Source organism: Rhizobium sp. PEPV16 (assembly GCF_008919455.1).
Lineage (GTDB): Bacteria > Pseudomonadota > Alphaproteobacteria > Rhizobiales > Rhizobiaceae > Rhizobium > Rhizobium leguminosarum_Q.
On record NZ_VSZV01000266.1, the window covers coordinates 1 to 19,541 of the forward strand.

14 protein-coding genes and 3 pseudogenes are annotated in these 19,541 nt (G+C 57.3%); all 17 read left to right on the forward strand.

Annotated elements, in window-relative coordinates:
* Positions 1-545 precede the first annotated feature (545 nt).
* Positions 546-1,424: a nitrogenase iron protein gene (gene nifH / locus FY112_RS11095; RefSeq protein WP_151518402.1), complete on the forward strand. Its 879-nt coding sequence runs from the start codon at positions 546-548 to the stop codon at positions 1,422-1,424.
* A 115-nt stretch (positions 1,425-1,539) separates the two neighbouring features.
* Complete coding sequence (gene nifD / locus FY112_RS11100; RefSeq protein ID WP_151518403.1) at positions 1,540-3,036, forward strand: nitrogenase molybdenum-iron protein alpha chain; 1,497 nt, start codon at positions 1,540-1,542, stop codon at positions 3,034-3,036.
* 96 nt (positions 3,037-3,132) lie between these two features.
* On the forward strand, positions 3,133-4,674 hold the full coding sequence (gene nifK, locus FY112_RS11105) for a nitrogenase molybdenum-iron protein subunit beta (RefSeq protein WP_151518404.1): 1,542 nt from the start codon (positions 3,133-3,135) through the stop codon (positions 4,672-4,674).
* Between the two features lie 65 nt (positions 4,675-4,739).
* Complete coding sequence (gene nifE, locus FY112_RS11110; protein ID WP_151518405.1) at positions 4,740-6,140, forward strand: nitrogenase iron-molybdenum cofactor biosynthesis protein NifE; 1,401 nt, start codon at positions 4,740-4,742, stop codon at positions 6,138-6,140.
* Between the two features lie 74 nt (positions 6,141-6,214).
* Positions 6,215-7,534 (forward strand): nitrogenase iron-molybdenum cofactor biosynthesis protein NifN, encoded by a 1,320-nt coding sequence (gene nifN / locus FY112_RS11115; RefSeq protein WP_151518406.1) that lies wholly within the window; start codon positions 6,215-6,217, stop codon positions 7,532-7,534.
* A 382-nt stretch (positions 7,535-7,916) separates the two neighbouring features.
* On the forward strand, positions 7,917-8,240 hold the full coding sequence (gene fdxB, locus FY112_RS11125; protein WP_151518407.1) for a ferredoxin III, nif-specific: 324 nt from the start codon (positions 7,917-7,919) through the stop codon (positions 8,238-8,240).
* A 451-nt stretch (positions 8,241-8,691) separates the two neighbouring features.
* On the forward strand, positions 8,692-9,729 hold the full coding sequence (locus FY112_RS11130) for an aspartate-semialdehyde dehydrogenase (protein WP_151518408.1): 1,038 nt from the start codon (positions 8,692-8,694) through the stop codon (positions 9,727-9,729).
* 472 nt (positions 9,730-10,201) lie between these two features.
* Positions 10,202-11,824 (forward strand): cytochrome-c oxidase, cbb3-type subunit I, encoded by a 1,623-nt coding sequence (gene ccoN / locus FY112_RS11135; RefSeq protein WP_017958671.1) that lies wholly within the window; start codon positions 10,202-10,204, stop codon positions 11,822-11,824.
* An 8-nt stretch (positions 11,825-11,832) separates the two neighbouring features.
* Positions 11,833-12,567, forward strand: a complete 735-nt coding sequence (gene ccoO / locus FY112_RS11140; RefSeq protein ID WP_017958672.1) for a cytochrome-c oxidase, cbb3-type subunit II — start codon at positions 11,833-11,835, stop codon at positions 12,565-12,567.
* Between the two features lie 8 nt (positions 12,568-12,575).
* Entirely contained in the window at positions 12,576-12,728 is a 153-nt protein-coding gene (locus FY112_RS11145; protein ID WP_017958673.1) for a CcoQ/FixQ family Cbb3-type cytochrome c oxidase assembly chaperone, read from the forward strand.
* Position 12,729: 1 nt separating this feature from the next.
* Complete coding sequence (gene ccoP / locus FY112_RS11150; RefSeq protein ID WP_017958674.1) at positions 12,730-13,593, forward strand: cytochrome-c oxidase, cbb3-type subunit III; 864 nt, start codon at positions 12,730-12,732, stop codon at positions 13,591-13,593.
* A gap of 10 nt (positions 13,594-13,603) precedes the next feature.
* A pseudogene (locus FY112_RS37615) lies at positions 13,604-13,787 on the forward strand (hypothetical protein).
* Positions 13,788-13,959: 172 nt separating this feature from the next.
* Positions 13,960-15,527 (forward strand): annotated as a pseudogene (gene ccoG / locus FY112_RS11160) (cytochrome c oxidase accessory protein CcoG).
* The gene (locus FY112_RS11165) at positions 15,524-16,009 is read left to right on the forward strand and encodes a FixH family protein (RefSeq protein WP_017958675.1); all 486 of its coding nucleotides are present in this window, start codon (positions 15,524-15,526) and stop codon (positions 16,007-16,009) included. Before ccoG ends, FY112_RS11165 begins: the two are co-directional and overlap by 4 nt.
* Entirely contained in the window at positions 16,006-18,291 is a 2,286-nt protein-coding gene (locus tag FY112_RS11170; RefSeq protein WP_151518409.1) for a cation-translocating P-type ATPase, read from the forward strand. The genes FY112_RS11165 and FY112_RS11170 overlap by 4 nt, the downstream gene beginning before the upstream one ends.
* Positions 18,288-18,446: a cbb3-type cytochrome oxidase assembly protein CcoS gene (ccoS, locus tag FY112_RS11175; RefSeq protein WP_017958677.1), complete on the forward strand. Its 159-nt coding sequence runs from the start codon at positions 18,288-18,290 to the stop codon at positions 18,444-18,446. The genes FY112_RS11170 and ccoS overlap by 4 nt, the downstream gene beginning before the upstream one ends.
* Positions 18,447-18,754: 308 nt before the next feature.
* Positions 18,755-19,541, forward strand: a pseudogene (locus FY112_RS11180) (RNA polymerase sigma-54 factor); the annotation flags it as partial.

Here is a 19,541-nt window from a genome sequence, read left to right on the forward strand (position 1 = left end):
CTGTCGCATCTCTAACTGGCCCAACTGTCGCATTACTAAATAGCCCTTACACACATTTGCGGCGTAACAAGTATTATGGAACTGACACGTGCACAAGAATCCCACGAGCGCCTCACATGGAATATCGCGGCATGCGATCTTGCAAGGGGTCAGACGGATCCTGTCGTGATGATCATCGAGTGCATAGAGGAACAGCGTAGCTCGTGACATGCGCCGGCCGGCAGAATCTCTTGATAGATGATGCCGAAGAGTCTCGGATCAGCACCGAACCGTGTCCCGGTACGGCCAGTACCATTCATTGGCCCTCAGAGGGTGACAATCCATTTCGACATTGTCATCACCTTTGTCGGTTACGTGACAAGCGTTCCTGTTCTCAATCCCATATTTTCCGCCCACATGACTGGATTCGCAGCGACTTATTGTTCGTCATCTCAATCGGCCTGCTTGGCACGAATCTTGAGAGCTATTGCGAGGCAACGGAACGGCCGCCGCATCCGCGTTGCGAGATAACCGCATTGCCTCGAACACATGAAGGAACGCCAAACATGGCAGCTCTGCGTCAGATTGCATTCTATGGAAAGGGCGGAATTGGCAAGTCCACTACGTCCCAAAACACGCTAGCCGCCCTTGTGGACCATGGACAGAAGATCCTCATCGTCGGCTGTGACCCGAAGGCTGATTCTACGCGCCTGATCTTGAACTCGAAGGCCCAGGATACTGTTCTTGATCTCGCAGCAACGAGAGGTTCGGTTGAAGATCTTGAACTCGAAGACGTGCTCAAGATAGGCTATAAAGGTATCAAATGCGTGGAGTCCGGCGGCCCGGAGCCGGGCGTCGGCTGCGCGGGACGCGGCGTTATCACGTCGATCAACTTTCTCGAAGAGAACGGCGCCTACAACGATGTCGACTACGTGTCTTATGACGTGCTCGGTGACGTCGTGTGCGGCGGCTTCGCGATGCCGATCCGTGAAAACAAAGCTCAGGAAATCTACATCGTCATGTCAGGCGAAATGATGGCACTCTATGCCGCCAACAATATCGCCAGAGGCATCCTGAAATATGCTGCAGGCGGCAGCGTCCGCCTGGGTGGGCTCATTTGTAACGAGCGTCAGACCGACCGCGAACTCGACCTCGCCGAAGCGCTTGCCGCCAAACTCAATTCTAAGCTCATCCACTTCGTGCCACGCGACAACATTGTCCAGCACGCCGAGCTTAGAAAGATGACGGTGATCCAATATGCGCCGGACTCTCAGCAAGCGGCCGAGTACCGGACACTTGCCCAAAGAATACATGACAATTCTGGCAAAGGCACCATCCCGACCCCCATCACCATGGAAGAACTTGAGGACATGCTTCTCGATTTCGGGATCATGAAAAGCGATGAGCAGATGCTCGCCGAACTTCAAGCCAGGGATGCGAAGTGATAGCTGCCCAGTGATCACACTGACCAAGCGCGCAGCGACACGCAAAGCGTCCGCCATCCCGTGAGGGAGGTTTCGCCAATGAGGCTTCATCAGGATTTTCTAAGGGGTAGGGTCAATGAGCCTCAAATACGACAATGACAGTGACTTCCATGCGAAGCTTATAGCAGACGTGCTGTCGCAATATCCGGGCAAAGCAGCGAAGCGCCGCAGTAAACACCTTAGCGTGGCAACGAGCGAAAAGGACGCCGGCGACGACCCAAACGCGATTAGCGAATGCGAGGTAAAGTCGAACATCAAGTCTGTTCCTGGCGTGATGACGATCCGCGGATGCGCGTATGCCGGTTCAAAGGGCGTCGTCTGGGGACCGATCAAGGATATGGTTCACATTTCACACGGGCCGGTCGGCTGCGGTCAATATTCCTGGTCGCAACGTCGCAACTATTACGTCGGTCTGACAGGCATCGACACTTTCGTGACGATGCAATTTACGTCCGATTTCCAGGAGAAGGACATCGTTTTCGGCGGTGACAAGAAGCTGGAAAAGGTCATCGACGAGATTGCTGAACTTTTCCCGCTGAGCAATGGCGTCAGCCTGCAGTCCGAATGTCCGATCGGTCTGATTGGCGATGACATCGAGGCCGTAGCGCGAAAGAAGGCCAAAGAACACACGACAACCGTCGTGCCGGTGCGCTGCGAAGGCTTCCGTGGTGTGTCGCAATCGCTTGGCCACCACATCGCCAACGACGCAATTCGAGATTGGGTCTTTGACAAGAAAGACTTAAAATTCGAGCCGGGTCCCTACGACGTAAATGTCATAGGCGACTATAACATTGGGGGCGATGCATGGGCCTCGCGCATTCTGCTCGAGGAGATCGGATTGCGCGTGGTCGGCAACTGGTCGGGAGATGCAACTCTCGCCGAAGTGGAGCGCGCTCCGAGAGCTACGCTCAACCTCATTCACTGCTATCGGTCGATGAATTACATCTCCAGGCACATGGAAGAAAAATATGGTATTCCCTGGATGGAGTATAATTTCTTTGGCCCATTCCAGATCGAAGCCTCGCTGCGCAACATAGCTAAGCATTTCGGGCCGGAGATCGAAGATAGAACCGAAAAGGTCATCGCCAAATACCGACCCTTCGTTTCGGCTGTGGTCGACAGATATTGGCCGCGCCTTTCTGGCAGACGGGTGATGCTCTACATCGGTGGATTACGTCCTCGTCACGTCATCACCGCCTATGAGGACCTCGGAATGGAAATCGTAGGAACCGGCTACGAATTCGGCCATGGCGACGACTATCAGCGCACCGGCCACTACGTAACAGAAGGCACGCTGATCTACGACGACGTGACCAGCTACGAACTAGAGAAATTCATCGAGGTAATTCGGCCCGATCTCGTCGGGTCCGGCATCAAGGAAAAATACCCGGTACAGAAAATGGGCATTCCGTTCCGTCAGATGCACTCCTGGGATTATTCTGGTCCGTATCACGGTTATGACGGCTTCGCAATTTTCGCCCGGGACATGGATATGGCAATTAACAATCCAGTTTGGGGTCTCTACGACGCGCCCTGGAATAAAGACCGCGCTTTGGCTGCGGTTGCTGGATGAGCGCCTAGCGTTCGCGCGTAGCAAACGCGCAAGGGCTTAAGCGACGCATGTTTCTGGACCGCCCTTGAGCCGCGGCCAGATTGAAAGAGGTGACCTATGCCGCAATCAGCTGAGAATACTCTCGACCACGCGCCCCTATTCTGCGAGCCGGAATACAGGCAGATGTTGGCCAAAAAAAAGCTGAAATTCGAATGCCCCCACCCGGACCAGCTCGTCTCTGACCAACGTGAATTCACGAAGACCTGGGAATACCGCGAGAAAAACTTGGGGCGCCAAGCCCTTGTCGTTAATCCAGCCAAAGCCTGCCAGCCACTCGGCGCGGTCTTTGCAGCGGCGGGATTCGAGCGAACGATGTCGTTCGTCCACGGCAGCCAAGGTTGCGTTGCCTACTACAGATCGCACCTATCGCGCCATTTCAAGGAGCCGTCATCGGTGGTCTCGTCATCGATGACAGAAGACGCCGCTGTATTTGGTGGCCTGAAGAATATGGTCGAAGGCCTCGCCAACACGTACAAGCTCTATAACCCGAAGATGATCGCGGTGTCGACCACATGTATGGCCGAGGTCATCGGAGATGACCTGCATGGTTTTATCGAAAACGCCAAAAGTGAAGGTTCGGTCCCGCGCGATTTCGATGTGCCCTTCGCCCACACACCTGCCTTTGTCGGCAGCCATGTCGATGGCTATGACAGCATGGTAAAAGGTGTGCTCGAGAATTTCTGGAAGGGCACCGCGCGAAATGAAGCCACCGCTACTATCAACATCATTCCTGGATTTGATGGCTTCTGCGTTGGGAACAATCGCGAATTGAAACGCCTGCTGGACTTGATGCAAGTGACTTACATATTCATCCAGGACGCATCAGATCAGTTCGATACGCCTTCCGATGGTAAATTTCGGATGTATGACGGCGGGACCAGCATCAATGACGTGAAGGCGGCGTTGAACGCGGAGTGGACATTGTCCCTGCAATATTACAACACTCGCAAGACGTTAGATTACTGCAGAGACGTTGGACAAGCGGCGACCTCCTTCCACTACCCTCTCGGCGTCGAAGCGACCGACGAACTGCTGATGGTGATATCGGAGATTTCCAGCAGAGAAATTCCCGAGGCGATCCGTCTGGAGCGCGGCCGACTCATCGATGCGATGGCGGATAGCCAAGCTTGGCTATACGGAAAAAAATACGCGATCTACGGCGATCCAGATTTCGTTTATGCGATGGCGCGCTTCATAATGGAGACCGGCGGCGAGCCAACCCACTGCCTCGCCACAAATGGCACCTCGGCTTGGGAGGACGAGATGAAGGAACTCCTTGCATCCTCGCCCTTCGGGAAGAATGCACAGGTTTGGCCAGGCAAAGATCTCTGGGCACTGCGCTCGCTACTGTTCACCGAGCCGGTGGATCTCCTGATTGGAAATTCTTATGGGAAATATCTCGAACGGGACACCGGTACCCCACTGGTTCGGCTGATGTTTCCAATTTTCGACCGGCACCATCATCATCGATTCCCCCTCATGGGCTACCAAGGCGCACTGCGTCTTCTAACGGCGATCCTCGACAAGATCTTCGACAACCTCGATCGCGAAACAATGCACGCGGGTGTGACAGATTATTCGTATGACCTCACTCGCTAAGAGCGGCGGCCTGCCAAGCGGCCGGCCAGGCGGCCTATCTCTCAACCAGATATGAAGGCAGACGAATGTCCTCGCTCAACGCCAAAATCAAAGATGCCTTCCACGAGCTAGCGAATGAAAGGAGCGGCAGCAAGGGCCCAAAGGCGCGCCGAAGGAATTGCGCGAGGCCGATGGCCCCGGGAACGGCCGTCGGCGGTTGCGCTTTCGACGGCGCCAAGGTCGCACTGCAGCCGATCACCGATGTCGCACATCTGATTCACGGGCCGCTCGCCTGCGAGGGAAATTCCTGGGACAACCGTGGCGCTGCCTCGTCCGGTCCAACACTTTGGCGCACGAGCTTCACGACTGATCTTACGGAAATCGATATCGTAATGGGACACAGTGAACGGAAGCTCTTTAGAGCGATCCGGGAAATCAAGGATGGGTATGCGCCCGCGGCGATTTTCGTCTATTCAACTTGCGTTACAGCGATGATCGGTGACGACATCGACGTTGTTTGCAAGCGAGCGGCGGACGAATTTGCGTTACCGGTGGTGCCGGTCAATGCGCCAGGCTTTGTCGGATCGAAAAACATCGGCAACAAGCTAGCGGGCGAGGCGCTTATCAAGCATGTCATAGGTACCGTGGAGCCCGATGAACCGGGCCTTTGCGACATCAACATACTCGGCGAATTTAACCTCTCGGGTGAGTTCTGGCAGGTGAAGCCGCTCTTGGATAAGCTCGGCATCCGCGTCCGAGCCTGTATTCCCGGAGACGCGCGATATCTGCAAGTCGCCTCCGCCCACCGCTCACGGGCAGCGATGACGGTGTGTTCGACAGCGTTCGTTACGTTGGCACGTAAGATGCAGGAACGCTGGGACATTCCATTTTTCGAGGGCTCCTTCTATGGCGTTTCCGGCACCTCGGAGGCGCTCCGTCGGATCGCCGATCTGCTTGTAAAGAAGGGTGCTGACCCCTCGCTTTTGCATCGCACGGAAATCCTTGTAGCGGAAGAAGAGGAAAAGGTGTGGAAGAGGCTGGAAGCCTACCGACCTCGCCTTGAGGGCAAGCGCGTGCTTCTAAATACAGGTGGCGTGAAATCCTGGTCGGTCGTCCATGCCTTGATGGAGATCGGCATGGAGATCGTCGGCACATCAGTCAAGAAATCGACGCTCGAAGACAGGGAGCGAGTGAAACAGACCCTGAAGGAGGAGAACCTCCTGTTCGAGTCGATGTCGCCGCGCGAGCTTTTCTCGCTTCTACTCGAGAGAAGGGCTGACATCATGCTGTCGGGCGGACGCACCCAGTATATAGCGCTAAAGGCAAAACTGCCTTGGCTCGACATCAACCAGGAGCGTCATCACGCCTACGCTGGCTATGAGGGAATGGTGCAACTTGCTCGACAAATGGACCTGGCAATCCACAATCCGATGTGGCCGCAGGTGCGCGAGCCGGCGCCATGGGAGCCGGCCTTGGTCGTTGAATAGCGAGCGAAAAGAGAAGCGTAAGCGCGTCGAACCAAAACCGCGAGATCACTCGCAAAAAATGTTGAGGTCGTACTATGGCACGCGTCGTATCTCAAACTAAGTCGGCGGCGGTCAACCCCCTGAAGTCGTCTCAGCCGCTTGGTGCTGCCTTCGCCTTTCTGGGCGTCGACGGCGCAATACCTCTGATCCATGGCAGCCAGGGATGTACGAGCTTCGCGCTCGCACTGCTCGTCAGGCATTTCAATGAAGCGATCCCGCTGCAAACGACGGCGATGAACGAAGCCGCGATAATCGTCGGCGGCGCGGATCGTCTCGAAGAGGCAATTCTCAGCCTCAAAGCCCGCACAAGGCCACGACTGATCGGGATATGCACGACCGCATCGGTAGAGGCCCGCGACGAGGATGTCGCCGGCGACGTCGAAAACATCAAACGTAGGCGGGCGATAGAACTTGTGGGCACCGAAGTGGTAGTCGCCAACACGCCTGACTTTGACGGCGCCATAGAAGAGGGTTGGTCTAAAGCTGTTACCGCCGTAATCGAGGCAATAGCGCGACCTGACAAGCACTATCGCAATCCGAGGGGGATCGCGATCTTGCCTGGATGGAACTTAACGGCTGCTGACATAGAACATCTGCGCGAGACGGCCGTAAGCTTCGGCCTCGACCCGGTTATTCTGCCCGACGTATCCGGAGCGCTCGACGGCTCCATCCCCGAAGAATGGATGCCGATAACGTATGGCGGCACGAAAACGAAGGAGATCCGCGATCTTGGTGCGACGATGCAGTGTATTGCAATCGGTGAGCACATGCGGCGACCGGCTGAAGCGCTGCAGAGACTGACCGGCGTGCCGTACGTGCTGTTTAGATCGCTGACGGGCCTAGAAAACGTCGATCGCTTCATTCGCGTGCTTGCCGCTATGTCACGCAAACAGATACCGCTCAATGTCCGCCGCAACCGAATGCAGTTGCAGGATGCCATGCTCGACGGACATTTCCATATCGCTGGCAAGAAGATCGCAATCGCTTCCGAGCCCGATCAACTTTTCCAGCTCTCCGACTTTTTTACGGCCATGGGTGCGGAAATTGCGGCCGCGGTCACCACGACCGGCACTTCGAAGGCGCTCGAGATGGTACCGGCGAAGACCGTCAAAGTCGGCGATCTCAGTGATCTGGAAAGTCTCGCCGCAACGGCCGATATTATCGTCACACACTCGCACGGCCGAGAAGCTGCCAGACGTCTCGGCATTCCGCTGATGCGGGTGGGTTTCCCCATGTTCGACTGCTTCGGCAGCCAGCACAAGCTTACAATATTATACCGGGGGACCCGCGACGTGATCTTCGACTTCGCGAACATCATTCAGGCTAACCACCCTCCGAACCCCTGGCTCACTTGACTCAACCGACAGGCGGGAATCGCAATAATGAGATCGATTCGTCGCGTCTCGCTCTTCAATGGCGGACTTCATCAACGCGGACGAAATGGAAGTTGGGCACTTTGCGAAACGCGATCGCCACGCAATGAAAGGACTGAAAGCGCAGTTCGCATCGGCCAAACGATTGGCCATCTATGACGCGACGCGCGACGCCGTCGACCTTCGTGGAAACCGCTAGGTTCGAGGATATCTCCGACGAGATCGGGAGACACCGTATCGAAGGAGGACTCCACCGGCGCAAAGATAGCGGCGTTAAGCTGCCAGCCCGCATTTTGTCCCGCAATCGGCGCGCCCTCGGAGGTCACATTTGTCATTGGCAGAACTCGCGAAATTGGAGGAATCTATGACAAGCTCATCCGTGACTCGCGACGGGTCCCTATGGATTCCAGAATATCTGACTTCGATCAACCCTGCGATGTGCATCGGCTGCGGTCGCTGCTTCAAGGTCTGCTCACGTGAGGTCATGCATCCCTACGGCATCGATGAAGCAGGCGAAATGCTCGGTGTCTGCGATGGCGAGGACGACTTTAATGGTGAGCTCAGTCGCGTGATCATGGTCATTGATTATCCCGGCCGCTGTATCGGCTGCGGAGCGTGCGCACGCGTCTGTCCCAAGAATTGCCAGACTCATATCGCCGTTGATAATCGTGCGGTGCACGAATCTTGAATTCCGATCGGAGCGGTAGAAGCCGCCGGCGCCATCCAAAGTGCGAGACGATCGCATCGGTTCGAAGACGTGGAGAAGGCTGCATGGCAGCTTTGCGTGAAGCAAATCCAGCCATGCGACGCGAAACTCTTTCTGGGCATCCAATCTGCCATTCGAAGGCAATCATCACAGGAAACACCAGGTTGAGTCGAACGATCTGAAGAGAAGAGGCATTGAACTGTGCATCAAGCCGCGACCTACCCTCTCTGTGATTATTCTTTGCGTCGCCGAAGCGACTGTCGCGAGTGAAACCAACGTCATGCTCAACCTGGCTGGACTTGATGTGGTCCCCCTCGGAGCATGTAAGCCCGCCGACGAGTTCGACGCTTTCCAGTTAGATCCTTGTGTGGCGGAAGCGAGCTTCGAAATCTGAAAGCAAGATCCAACCATGAGCTTCTAAATGAGGATACTCATGAGAGCATTAGATATTTCTGTCGTTGGAGCAACCGGGGCGGTTGGAACGGCCCTGATCAAGCTATTGGAAACGAGCGGGATTCCGATCAATCGACTGCGACTGTTCGCCTCCAGTTCGGGTGCGCGCCTATTCAAGTTTCGAGACCAAACATTTTTTGTTGAGGCACTCCGCGACATCGGCGATATCGCCGATACAAAAACCGACATAGCATTCTTCTCCGCAGGCGGTGACGTAAGTGCCGAATGGGGGGCTACGTTCGCATCCCAAGGCACCTTGGTGATTGACAACTCGAACTCCTTTCGAATGGACCCTGACGTACCACTCATCGTACCACAAGTTAACGCCCGTTCATTTGCTGTTCGCCCACGGTCTGGAATAGTAGCAACTCCAAATTGCTCCACGATACAGCTGGTTCGGGTACTGAAACCGCTGATCGCGACGTTCCACGTTCACCAGATTCTTTTGACCACCTATCAAGCAGCGTCTGGAATGGGCCTGCTCGGGTGTAGGGAGCTCCTAGACGGGGCCGAAGCCGTGCTCGAGGGGAGCTCCGGCCCCCCTGCGGAGAGGTTTCCTGTCCCTCTCGCGTTCAATGTCATACCGCAAATCGGAGAGATTTCCCGCGAAGGCGTGGCTCTTGAGGAACGCAAGCTGGTTCAAGAGTCACGGAAGATCTTCGGTATGCCCGATATGCAGTTAACCGCCACCTGCGTTAGAGTGCCGGTAAAGACGGGTCATTCCGAGGCGGTATACGTCGAGTTCGACGATCATGTTCAACTTGAACAGGTCCATGAGCTCCTGGCAAATGAACCAGGTGTTCGACTTTATGCTGATGAAATTCGCGACGGATATCCAACGCCGCGCTTTCTGGGAGATCCTGCAGACGTTCACGTCGGACGGGTCCGAGTTAATCCCGAGAATCCGCGCGGGCTGTGGATGTGGGTGGTAGCCGATGACCTTCAGGTCGGGGCCGCACTCAACGCACTCCTGATCGCACAGCTTGCGATCGCCAATAACTTGATCAGTGAAACATGAAGACGACTATTGTCAAATTGGGGATTCCGATTTTGGAGATCGTTGTCACTAGCTCGAGTTGCTCGGCATTTAGCTGAGCTGCGGACTGCAGGAGCGTCGGCCAAGAGCGTGCTTTTTCTTCCGGCCACCTTCCTCTGGCTGATTCTACAGCGCGTCGGCAAACTCTGATATTGTTTGATGGAGTGCATCGGTCTTCATGCGCTCGTGTGTAACACCTGATCCAGAGCGCGTTCAGCCAATGCACAGAACTGATTCACCAAACGCGAGATCGAACCTATAAACACTTCCTGCGTGAGGGTAGGACAGCCGGAATGTGCCCACGACTGAAGACGCGCTTGTATTTATAATCGTAGCGCCGTCCAGTCTTCCCGCCCTATCGTTGACGCAGATCAAGGCGCAATTTGCGGCTTCATGACAGTCCTGGCGAGAAAGACGGCCGCGACGCGGTCGTCGGCGTACTGGGGACGACATCATGAATTACACAACGGAAACGATGGTGATCGCGGTCGCGGCGTTTCTAGCGCTGCTAGTAGCCGCATTCGCGCGTGATCATCTCTTTGCGGTCCATATGGGCATACTTTGCCTCTGCCTCGTTATGGGCGCTGTGCTGATGCTCAGGAAGGTTGACTTTGCTTCGGCAGGCCAACCGCGCAAAGTCGATAAGTCCGGCTATTTCGACGAGGTGATACGGTATGGCTTGATCGCCACGGTGTTTTGGGGCGTGGTTGGTTTCCTGGTTGGCGTGATCATCGCACTGCAACTGGCCTTTCCTGACCTCAACATCGCCCCTTATCTCAATTTCGGGAGGCTGCGGCCCGTTCACACGTCGGCGGTCATCTTCGCCTTCGGCGGCAACGCGCTAATTATGACGTCGTTATACGTGGTGCAACGCACCTGTCGCGCGCGTCTTTTCGGCGGCAACCTGGCTTGGTTCGTATTCTGGGGCTATCAGCTTTTTATCGTGATGGCTGCGACGGGATACGTTCTTGGGATCACTCAAGGCCGTGAATATGCCGAACCTGAGTGGTACGTCGACCTCTGGCTGACCATCGTTTGGGTTGGCTATCTCGCGGTCTATCTGGGCACGATCCTGAAGCGCAAAGAGCCGCACATCTATGTGGCAAACTGGTTCTACCTTGCCTTCATCATCACCATCGCCATGCTGCACATGGTCAACAACCTGGCGGTTCCGGTCTCGTTCCTTGGCTCCAAGAGCTATTCTGTCTTCTCGGGTGTCCAGGACGCGCTGACCCAATGGTGGTACGGCCATAACGCCGTCGGTTTCTTTCTCACCGCCGGCTTCCTGGGCATGATGTACTATTTTGTGCCGAAGCAGGCCAACCGCCCGGTTTTTTCGTATCGGCTTTCGATCATCCACTTCTGGGCGCTGATCTTCATGTACATCTGGGCCGGCCCGCACCATCTGCACTACACGGCACTGCCCGACTGGGCCCAGACGCTCGGTATGGTTTTCTCGATCATGCTCTGGATGCCATCCTGGGGCGGAATGATCAACGGCCTCATGACCCTTTCGGGCGCCTGGGACAAGATTCGCACCGACCCGATCATACGAATGATGATCGTCGCCATCGCCTTTTACGGCATGTCGACTTTCGAAGGCCCGGTGATGTCGGTTAAAACCGTCAATTCGCTCAGCCACTATACCGAATGGACGATCGGCCACGTGCATTCCGGCGCACTCGGCTGGGTCGGAATGATCACCTTCGGAGCGATCTACTACCTGACGCCGAAGCTATGGGGGCGCGAACGTCTCTACAGCCTGCGGATGGTCAACTGGCACTTCTGGCTCGCAACGCTTGGGATTGTCGTTTACGCGGCCGTGCTTTGGGTTGCCGGCATACAGCAGGGGCTGATGTGGCGCGAATACAATTCCCAGGGATTCCTCGTCTATTCCTTCGCTGAGACGGTCGCGGCGATGATCCCCTACTACGTGCTGCGCGCGATCGGAGGAGTGCTTTATCTGGCGGGCGGCCTCGTCATGGCCTGGAACGTGTTCATGACGATACGCGGCCACCTGCGCGACGAAGCTGCAATCCCGACCACTTTCGTGCCCCAGGCACAGCCTGCCGAATGAGGTGAGACATGGCATCGATATTGGATAAACATAAAATCCTCGAAAAGAATGCGACGCTTCTTCTGGTCGGCTCACTGCTCGTCGTCAGCATCGGCGGCATCGTGGAAATCGCACCGCTGTTCTATCTGCAGAACACGATCGAGAAAGTGGAAGGCATGCGGCCTTACACACCCCTCGAGCTGGCGGGACGCAACATCTACATCCGCGAAGGCTGCTATGTCTGCCACAGCCAGATGATCAGGCCGTTCCGCGACGAGGTGGAGCGTTACGGTCATTACTCGCTAGCCGCCGAATCGATGTACGATCATCCGTTCCAGTGGGGATCCAAACGTACTGGGCCGGACCTGGCCCGTGTTGGCGGACGCTATACGAACGAATGGCATGTCCAGCATCTGGCAAATCCGCGCGCCGTCGTGCCGGAATCGATCATGCCGAGCTACACCTTCCTCGAGGAGCGGGAAGTGACGGTCAAGGGTGTCGGAATGGACCTCAAGGCCAATGAGAACGTCGGCGTCCCCTATAACGACGACATGCTGGCCAATGCCGAGGCAGACATGAACGCGCAGTCCGATCCGAACGCCGACACGACGGCCCTGCTCGCCCGCTATCCGAAGGCCAAGGTCGGCGATTTCGACGGCAATTCCGCCCGGCTGACCGAAATGGACGCCTTAGTGGCCTACCTGCAGATGCTCGGAACGTTGGTCGATTTTTCGACCTACGACGACGCGACCGGCTACCGTTGAGGTGATCCATGGAAACCTACACTGCAATGAGACACTTCGCCGACAGTTGGGGCCTCCTGGCAATGGCGGCCTTCTTCGCCGGCGCGGTTCTGTTCACGCTTCGCCCGGGAAGTAAGCAGACGGCCGACGAGGCCGCCGATATTCCATTGAAGGATGATTGAGATGTCGGAAAAGCACATTGACGAAGTAAGCGGTGTCGAAACGACAGGACATGAATGGGACGGCATCCGCGAGCTCAACAATCCCATGCCCCGCTGGTGGGTGTGGACCTTCTATGCCACCATTCTGTGGGCGGTGGGCTATGCGATCGCTTATCCAGCCATCCCGATGATCACCTCGGCCACGAATGGCTATCTCGGCTACTCCACGCGCGCCGAACTGCAGCAGGAGCTGGACCAGGCCAACGCGTCAAAGATAAAGCTGAATGATCTGATCGCAGCAAAGACGATGCAGGAGATCGCTTCCGATCCTGCCCTTCGCGAATTCGCGATCGCCGGGGGCGCGTCCGCGTTCAAGGTAAACTGCTCCAACTGTCATGGCTCGGGAGCGAGCGGCGGCCCGGGATTTCCGAACCTCAACGACGACGATTGGCTGTGGGGCGGAGACCTGGATGCCATCCAGGCGACGATCGCGCATGGGGTCCGTTTCGATTCCGATTCCGATACGCACGCTTCGGAGATGCCGCCCTTTGCCGATGTTCTGGATCCCGTCCAGACAAGGCAGGTCGCAGCTTACGTCTGGGGACTGACCAATACGCCGTCGGACCCCGGTTTCGCAGAGGCCGGAAAACAGGTCTTCGTCGATAACTGTGCCGCATGTCACGGCGACGACGCCAAAGGAAAGGTCGACATGGGCGCGCCGGATCTCGCCGATGCGATCTGGCTGAAGGCACCCGGCGAGGATGCGATCATCCGCCAGGTAGCCGCTCCCAAGCATGGCGTCATGCCTGCCTGGGCAGGGCGTCTCGGCGATACGACGGTCAAGGAACTTACCATTTTTGTGCATTCGCTTGGCGGCGGGACGTGAGGAGAAAGCCATGACAGCTCACGGCCACAACCAGACCCTCGATCTCCACGGCACGCCGCGCGCCACGATACGATCACGCGGCTCGATGCGCCAAGGCCACGCCGCCACCTTCCAATCAGGACGATCTGGCAAAGAGCGGCAGCTCGATCATCAGTTGGACCTGCCTCAAAGACCACGAGCAGACAAGCCGGTAGCTGTAGCGTCGTCGAGGACGTTCCAGCGAGGTTGTTTGTTCCCCCGCAGCCCCCGAGGCCACGCCCCCTCTCCATGGCGTTTTCCTTTCGCACGAAGGCCTCCGCTCTTGATCTGCATCAATGACAGATGCGCAGCAGATGGGAGAACGGCAGATGAAACCGGATAGGTCCCATGAAGCTCTGCACCGCACCAGATCCCAATACATCAAAAGGCTCCGTGGCGAGCCGGTCAATGCCCGTCGCAATCGACAGCCTCTCTACGCTCCTCGGAAGAAGGTTTTTCCCAAGCATGCAGAGGGACGTTTCCGTCGGTTCAAATGGATCGTCTTGCTGATTACGCATTGCATCTACTATCTCGCGCCGTGGATTCGCTGGGATCGCGGTCCTTACGCGCCTGACCAGGCAATACTTATCGACCTTACCTCACGGCGCTTCTTCTTTTTCTTCATCGAAATCTGGCCTCAGGAATTTTATTATGTAGCCGGTCTCCTCGTCATGGCCGGGTTCGGCCTGTTTCTCGTCACTTCCGCAGTTGGCCGCGCATGGTGCGGCTACGCTTGTCCGCAGACCGTCTGGGTTGATCTTTTTCTCGTCGTCGAACGCGCGATCGAAGGCGATCGAAACGCGCGAAAGAAGCTTGACGCTGGTCCCATGGACTTTGCCAAGCTGAGGAAGCGTGTGGTCAAACATTCAATCTGGCTGCTGATCGGCGTCGTCACGGGGGTAGCGTGGATCTTTTATTTTGCCGACGCGCCGAGCCTGCTTGTTTCGCTGTTCACCGGCCGCGCTCCTGCAGTCGCCTACACGACTGTCGCCATCCTTACTGCAACCACCTATGTGCTCGGCGGTCTGATGCGAGAGCAGGTGTGCATCTACATGTGCCCTTGGCCACGCATACAGGGTGCGATGCTCGATGAAAATTCTCTCGTCGTCACCTACAATGCCTGGAGGGGCGAACAGCGGTCGCGGTACCCCAAGAGGGCTCGAGCCAGGGGCCTGCTGGTCGGAGATTGCGTCGATTGCAATGCCTGCGTGGCAGTGTGTCCGATGGGAATCGACATTCGCAACGGCCAGCAGATGGGGTGCATCACCTGCGCGCTCTGCATCGATGCCTGCGACGGTCGCATGGAGAAGCGCGGGAAGCCTCGCGGCCTGATCGCCTACGCCACGCTCAGCGAATACTCGAGCAACATGTCGGTCGCCACGGACGAAGGACGAACGGTTGTCCAGCCATCGAGGGTTCGAAATCAGGATGGGACCTTCGTTCCAGCGATCCGACGCTTCAACTGGCGGATCATCTTTCGCCCGAGAACACTCTTTTACGCGCTCGCCTGGGCGTCGGTCGGCGTGGCCATGCTGGTCCATCTCGCCTTTCGGGAGCGCCTTGAACTCAACGTCGTTCACGACCGAAACCCCCAATATGTTCTGGAAAGCGACGGCTCTCTGCGGAATGGCTATACGCTTCGGATCCTGAACATGGTGCCGACGCCGCGGGATGTGAACATAAGCCTGGTCGGGCTGGAGGGGGCGACGATGCGCATTCCCGAGTTCGGCAAGGAAGACGCTCGCAGCTTTACAGTCCATGCCGAGCCCGACGCGGCCACGACGCTCAAGGTCTTCGTTACGCGCAAGCCTACCGGAGCCGCGATCAATGAATTTCTGTTCGTTATCGAAGATACCGATCATACCGATCGCGCAACCTACCGCGCGGCGTTCAATGCACCGGGAGACATCAAATGAAGACCTCCGCTCAAGGTTTTACAGGCTTGCACATGCTGCTTGCGACCTCGGCATTCTTTGGCGTGGTGATCGCGGTGAACGTCACCATGGCCTTCTATGCCTCCTCCAGCTGGAGCGGTCTGGTCGTGGAAAACACCTATGTCGCCAGTCAGGAGTTCAACCGCAAAGCCGCGGCGATGAGGGCAGTGGCCGCTTCCGGCATCGAGGGCAACCTCTCCATAAAGGGGCATGAGATCCGCTACGACATTCACGACAAGAGCGGATCGCCTGCGATCGTCGACGACGTCGTTCTGAATTTCAAACGGCCCGTCGGAGACCACGAGGACTTCCTCCTTACGCTCAGGAAGAAAGCCGCGGGGCGATTCGAAGCGGAGCATGATCTAGCCGAAGGTGACTGGATCGTCGAGGCCATCTCGCGAAACGGCGGCGTGGTCGTCATGCATGAGGCTAATCGCATCGATACTGCGGAGTTAGGCCGATGACCTGCTGTACCATGGACGCAGAAAGCGTGCTTGCCCTCAGCACGACATCATCCAGTGCCGAAGAGGTTCGCCTTGTCAGCCAGCCGCTCGGCGGGGGATTGCGTCAGTTGGACCTGAGTGTTCCCGACGTCCACTGCGGCGGCTGCATTTCGACCATCGAAAGGGCGCTGTTGACGCTTCCCTTCGTCAAGACAGCGCGCGTCAATCTCACGGCTCGAAAGGTGACCTGCGTTTACCAGGAGGAGATCGAGACGGGTGCAACCGATCCGTCCAAGATCCTCGCAGCGATCAACTCGGCCGGATATCGCGCGCATCTCTTCACGCCCTCAGCTCCCGAGAACGACAAGACCAGAAATCAGCTTCTCCTCGCGATCGGCGTTTCCGGTTTTGCGGCCGCCAACATCATGTTGCTCTCGGTATCGGTCTGGTCGGGTGCAGATGCTGCGACGCGCGACATGTTTCATTGGACCTCGGCGATGATAGCAGCGCCCGCTCTGGTTTATGCGGGGCGCTTCTTCTTCAAATCGGCCTGGAATGCGCTGCGGCACCGGCGCACCAACATGGACGTTCCGATCTCGCTCGCCGTGACGCTCTCCTATGCCGTTTCATTGTGGGAGACCGTTCATCACGGCGAGCATGTGTGGTTCGACGCTTCGGTCTCGCTGCTCTTCTTCCTGCTGATCGGCAGAACCCTCGATCATGTCATGCGGGAAAAGGCTCGGGCGGCGATCAACGGACTCGCAAGACTGGCCCCGCTCGGAGCATTGCTGATCAATCCGGACGGGTCGCGACGCTACATTGCGGTAGATGAGATCGCGGCGGGGGATGAAATCTCTATAGCCGCAGGCGAAAGGGTTCCCGTCGATAGCATAGTAGTCAGCGGAGAAAGCGACGTGGATCTCTCCACCGTCACCGGCGAAAGCAGCCCCGTCGCCGTTGCCAGCAACAGCGAAGTGAGTTCCGGGGCAATGAATATAACCGGCTCGCTGGTGTTGCGGGCAACGAGAATTGCCAAGAATTCGCTTCTCTCCGAGATCATCGGCCTGATGGAAGCCGCTGAGGGCGGAAGGGCTCGCTATCGCAGGATCGCCGATCGCGCTGCCGCACTCTATTCCCCGATCGTGCATCTGCTGGCGCTGGTCTCTTTCCTTGCTTGGGGCATCCTGGGCGGAGACTGGAAACAGGCCATGCTGGTCGCCGTAGCGGTGCTGATCATCACCTGCCCGTGTGCATTGGGTCTTGCCGTGCCCGTGGTCCAGGTTGTCGCTGCGGGGGAGCTTTTCCGGAAGGGCATCATGGTGAAGGACGGTTCAGCACTCGAAAGACTGGCCGAGGCCGACACCGTGGCCTTTGACAAAACAGGCACCTTAACGATGGGCAGTCCGCGCCTTGTCGGAGTGGACACCATGGACGAGAGCGCCACTGCAATCGCCTGCGGATTGGCCGAGCATTCACGGCATCCTCTTTCTCGGGCTCTGGTGCGGGACGCCGAAACCGCCCCCATATGCTTCGACAGCGTCACGGAAACCCCCGGTGGCGGACTGAAGGCCAGGAACGGAGCGGATATCTATCGATTGGGCAACACGGCATTTGCCGGCGGAACCAGCTGCGTGCCCCGCACCTCCGATAGTCCGTTCTCGGAAGTGGTCTTGTCGAAGAATGGCGTCGATCTCGCCCGCTTCTTCTTCGACGACACGCTTCGTCCGGGTGCTTGCGAGGCCATCGACCGGCTCGGTGCAGCCGGTCTTGAAACGCTGATCGTTTCCGGCGACAGGCAGACCGTCGTCGACAATACGGCGCATGCCCTGGGTATCGACAGGGCTTTGGGCTCTCTGACGCCGAAACAGAAGGTCGAGGAATGCAAGAGGTTGAATGGCGAAGGTCGTCGCGTGCTCATGGTTGGCGACGGGATCAACGACGCCCCGGCACTTGCTGCCGCGCATGTCTCGATGGCGCCGGCCACGGCCTCCGATATCGGCAGACAGGCCGCCGACCTTGTCTTCTTCAACGATCGCCTTGACGCTGTTCCGGAAGCGATCGCAGTTGCGCGAAGATCCGCCAGCCTCATCCGACAGAACTTCGCTCTCGCCATCGGTTACAACGTTCTGGCGGTGCCGATCGCAATCGCCGGATTGGCGACGCCGCTGATAGCGGCGGTGGCAATGTCGACATCTTCGATTATCGTCGTGACGAACGCATTGCGCCTGAACGCCTTCGGTAAGCGTCCGGATATGCACATTCGAGGGCGGATCGGCAGGAGTGCGGAGGTCAAAGCCGCATGAACATGTTGATCTATCTCATACCGATCGCACTGCTGATGGGAGGAATAGGACTCCTGGCATTCGTTTGGTCGCTGAAGAGCGGCCAGTATGACGACCTTCAAGGCGCCGCCTGGCGAATCCTCGCGGAGGACGAAATCGATCAACGAGAACCCTGACCGCACACTGGGTCCAAACACGAAAGCCAGATGGAGAATTGCGAAAATTTCCACTGTCGTCGTTCGTCGAGTCCGCAACACATGCCCCTTTCCAAACCCTGTTCACTCAACATAACTAGCTGAATTTGACCACCTTTTCGGAGGCTAATCGAGTGGTTGGCACGAATCTCGAAAGCAGATTGCCCGCCGAGGCGCCCAAATTGCCCAATGGTTCATGATGTCAAGCACGTGTCAATTTTCACGTTAAGGGATCGATTTCCGAGCCCTGAAGCCACGATCAGCAGATCCCTCGAGTTAAGGGTTTTATTATGAAACACTCCGCCAATATTCTCCTGAACCAGACCCAGTCTTCGGTGATGTCACCGCAACTGATGCAATCCATCCAGTTGCTGCAGATGACTCATTTCGAACTCAACCAGTTCATCGCCCTGGAAGTGGAGAAGAACCCGCTGCTCGAATTTCCGTCGAATGACGGCGAGGCGGGCGGTGAACGCGGCGATGCCGAAGATGGAGAATATGCTCATCAGCCGGAGGATGCCGGCTCGGACGACGGCTATGACAACCGCGCCGAGGCGCTCTCCAGCGACTGGTATGACAATGGCGGCAGCGCCAGCACCAGCCGGCTGAACGACGAACTCGACGCCAATTACACCAATGTCTTTCCTGATGACGGAGCCCCGCAGCGCCTCGATGCGCCGGAACTCGTCAGCCAGTGGAAGTCGATGCCGGGCAGCGGTGAGGGCGCCGACTACGATCTCGACGATTTCGTCGCCGGTCAGGTGTCGCTGCGCGATCATCTCGCCCAGCAGATCCCCTTCGTCCTGCCTGACATGGCCGACCGGTTGATCGCGCAGAATTTCGTCGACCAGCTCGACGACTGCGGTTATCTGCAGGCCGATATCGTCGAGGCGGGCGAGAGGCTGGGCACGAGCCTCGCACAGGCCGAGCGCGTGCTTGCCACCCTGCAGAGCCTTGATCCGCCAGGTGTTTTCGCCCGTAGCCTCGCCGAATGCCTGGCGATTCAGCTCAGGCAGAAGGACCGGTACGATCCGGCCATGCAGGCTCTGGTCGAAAACCTCGAACTGCTGGCCCGGC

Excerpts from the sequence above, each read along its gene's own strand:
- nifH (WP_151518402.1), top strand. The coding sequence starts at position 546 with ATGGCAGCTCTGCGTCAGATTGCATTCTATGGAAAGGGCGGAATTGGC.
- nifD (WP_151518403.1), top strand. The coding sequence starts at position 1,540 with ATGAGCCTCAAATACGACAATGACAGTGACTTCCATGCGAAGCTTATA.
- nifK (WP_151518404.1), top strand. The coding sequence starts at position 3,133 with ATGCCGCAATCAGCTGAGAATACTCTCGACCACGCGCCCCTATTCTGC.
- nifE (WP_151518405.1), top strand. The coding sequence starts at position 4,740 with ATGTCCTCGCTCAACGCCAAAATCAAAGATGCCTTCCACGAGCTAGCG.
- nifN (WP_151518406.1), top strand. The coding sequence starts at position 6,215 with ATGGCACGCGTCGTATCTCAAACTAAGTCGGCGGCGGTCAACCCCCTG.
- fdxB (WP_151518407.1), top strand. The coding sequence starts at position 7,917 with ATGACAAGCTCATCCGTGACTCGCGACGGGTCCCTATGGATTCCAGAA.
- FY112_RS11130 (WP_151518408.1), top strand. The coding sequence starts at position 8,692 with ATGAGAGCATTAGATATTTCTGTCGTTGGAGCAACCGGGGCGGTTGGA.
- ccoN (WP_017958671.1), top strand. The coding sequence starts at position 10,202 with ATGAATTACACAACGGAAACGATGGTGATCGCGGTCGCGGCGTTTCTA.
- ccoO (WP_017958672.1), top strand. The coding sequence starts at position 11,833 with ATGGCATCGATATTGGATAAACATAAAATCCTCGAAAAGAATGCGACG.
- FY112_RS11145 (WP_017958673.1), top strand. The coding sequence starts at position 12,576 with ATGGAAACCTACACTGCAATGAGACACTTCGCCGACAGTTGGGGCCTC.
- ccoP (WP_017958674.1), top strand. The coding sequence starts at position 12,730 with ATGTCGGAAAAGCACATTGACGAAGTAAGCGGTGTCGAAACGACAGGA.
- FY112_RS11165 (WP_017958675.1), top strand. The coding sequence starts at position 15,524 with ATGAAGACCTCCGCTCAAGGTTTTACAGGCTTGCACATGCTGCTTGCG.
- FY112_RS11170 (WP_151518409.1), top strand. The coding sequence starts at position 16,006 with ATGACCTGCTGTACCATGGACGCAGAAAGCGTGCTTGCCCTCAGCACG.
- ccoS (WP_017958677.1), top strand. The coding sequence starts at position 18,288 with ATGAACATGTTGATCTATCTCATACCGATCGCACTGCTGATGGGAGGA.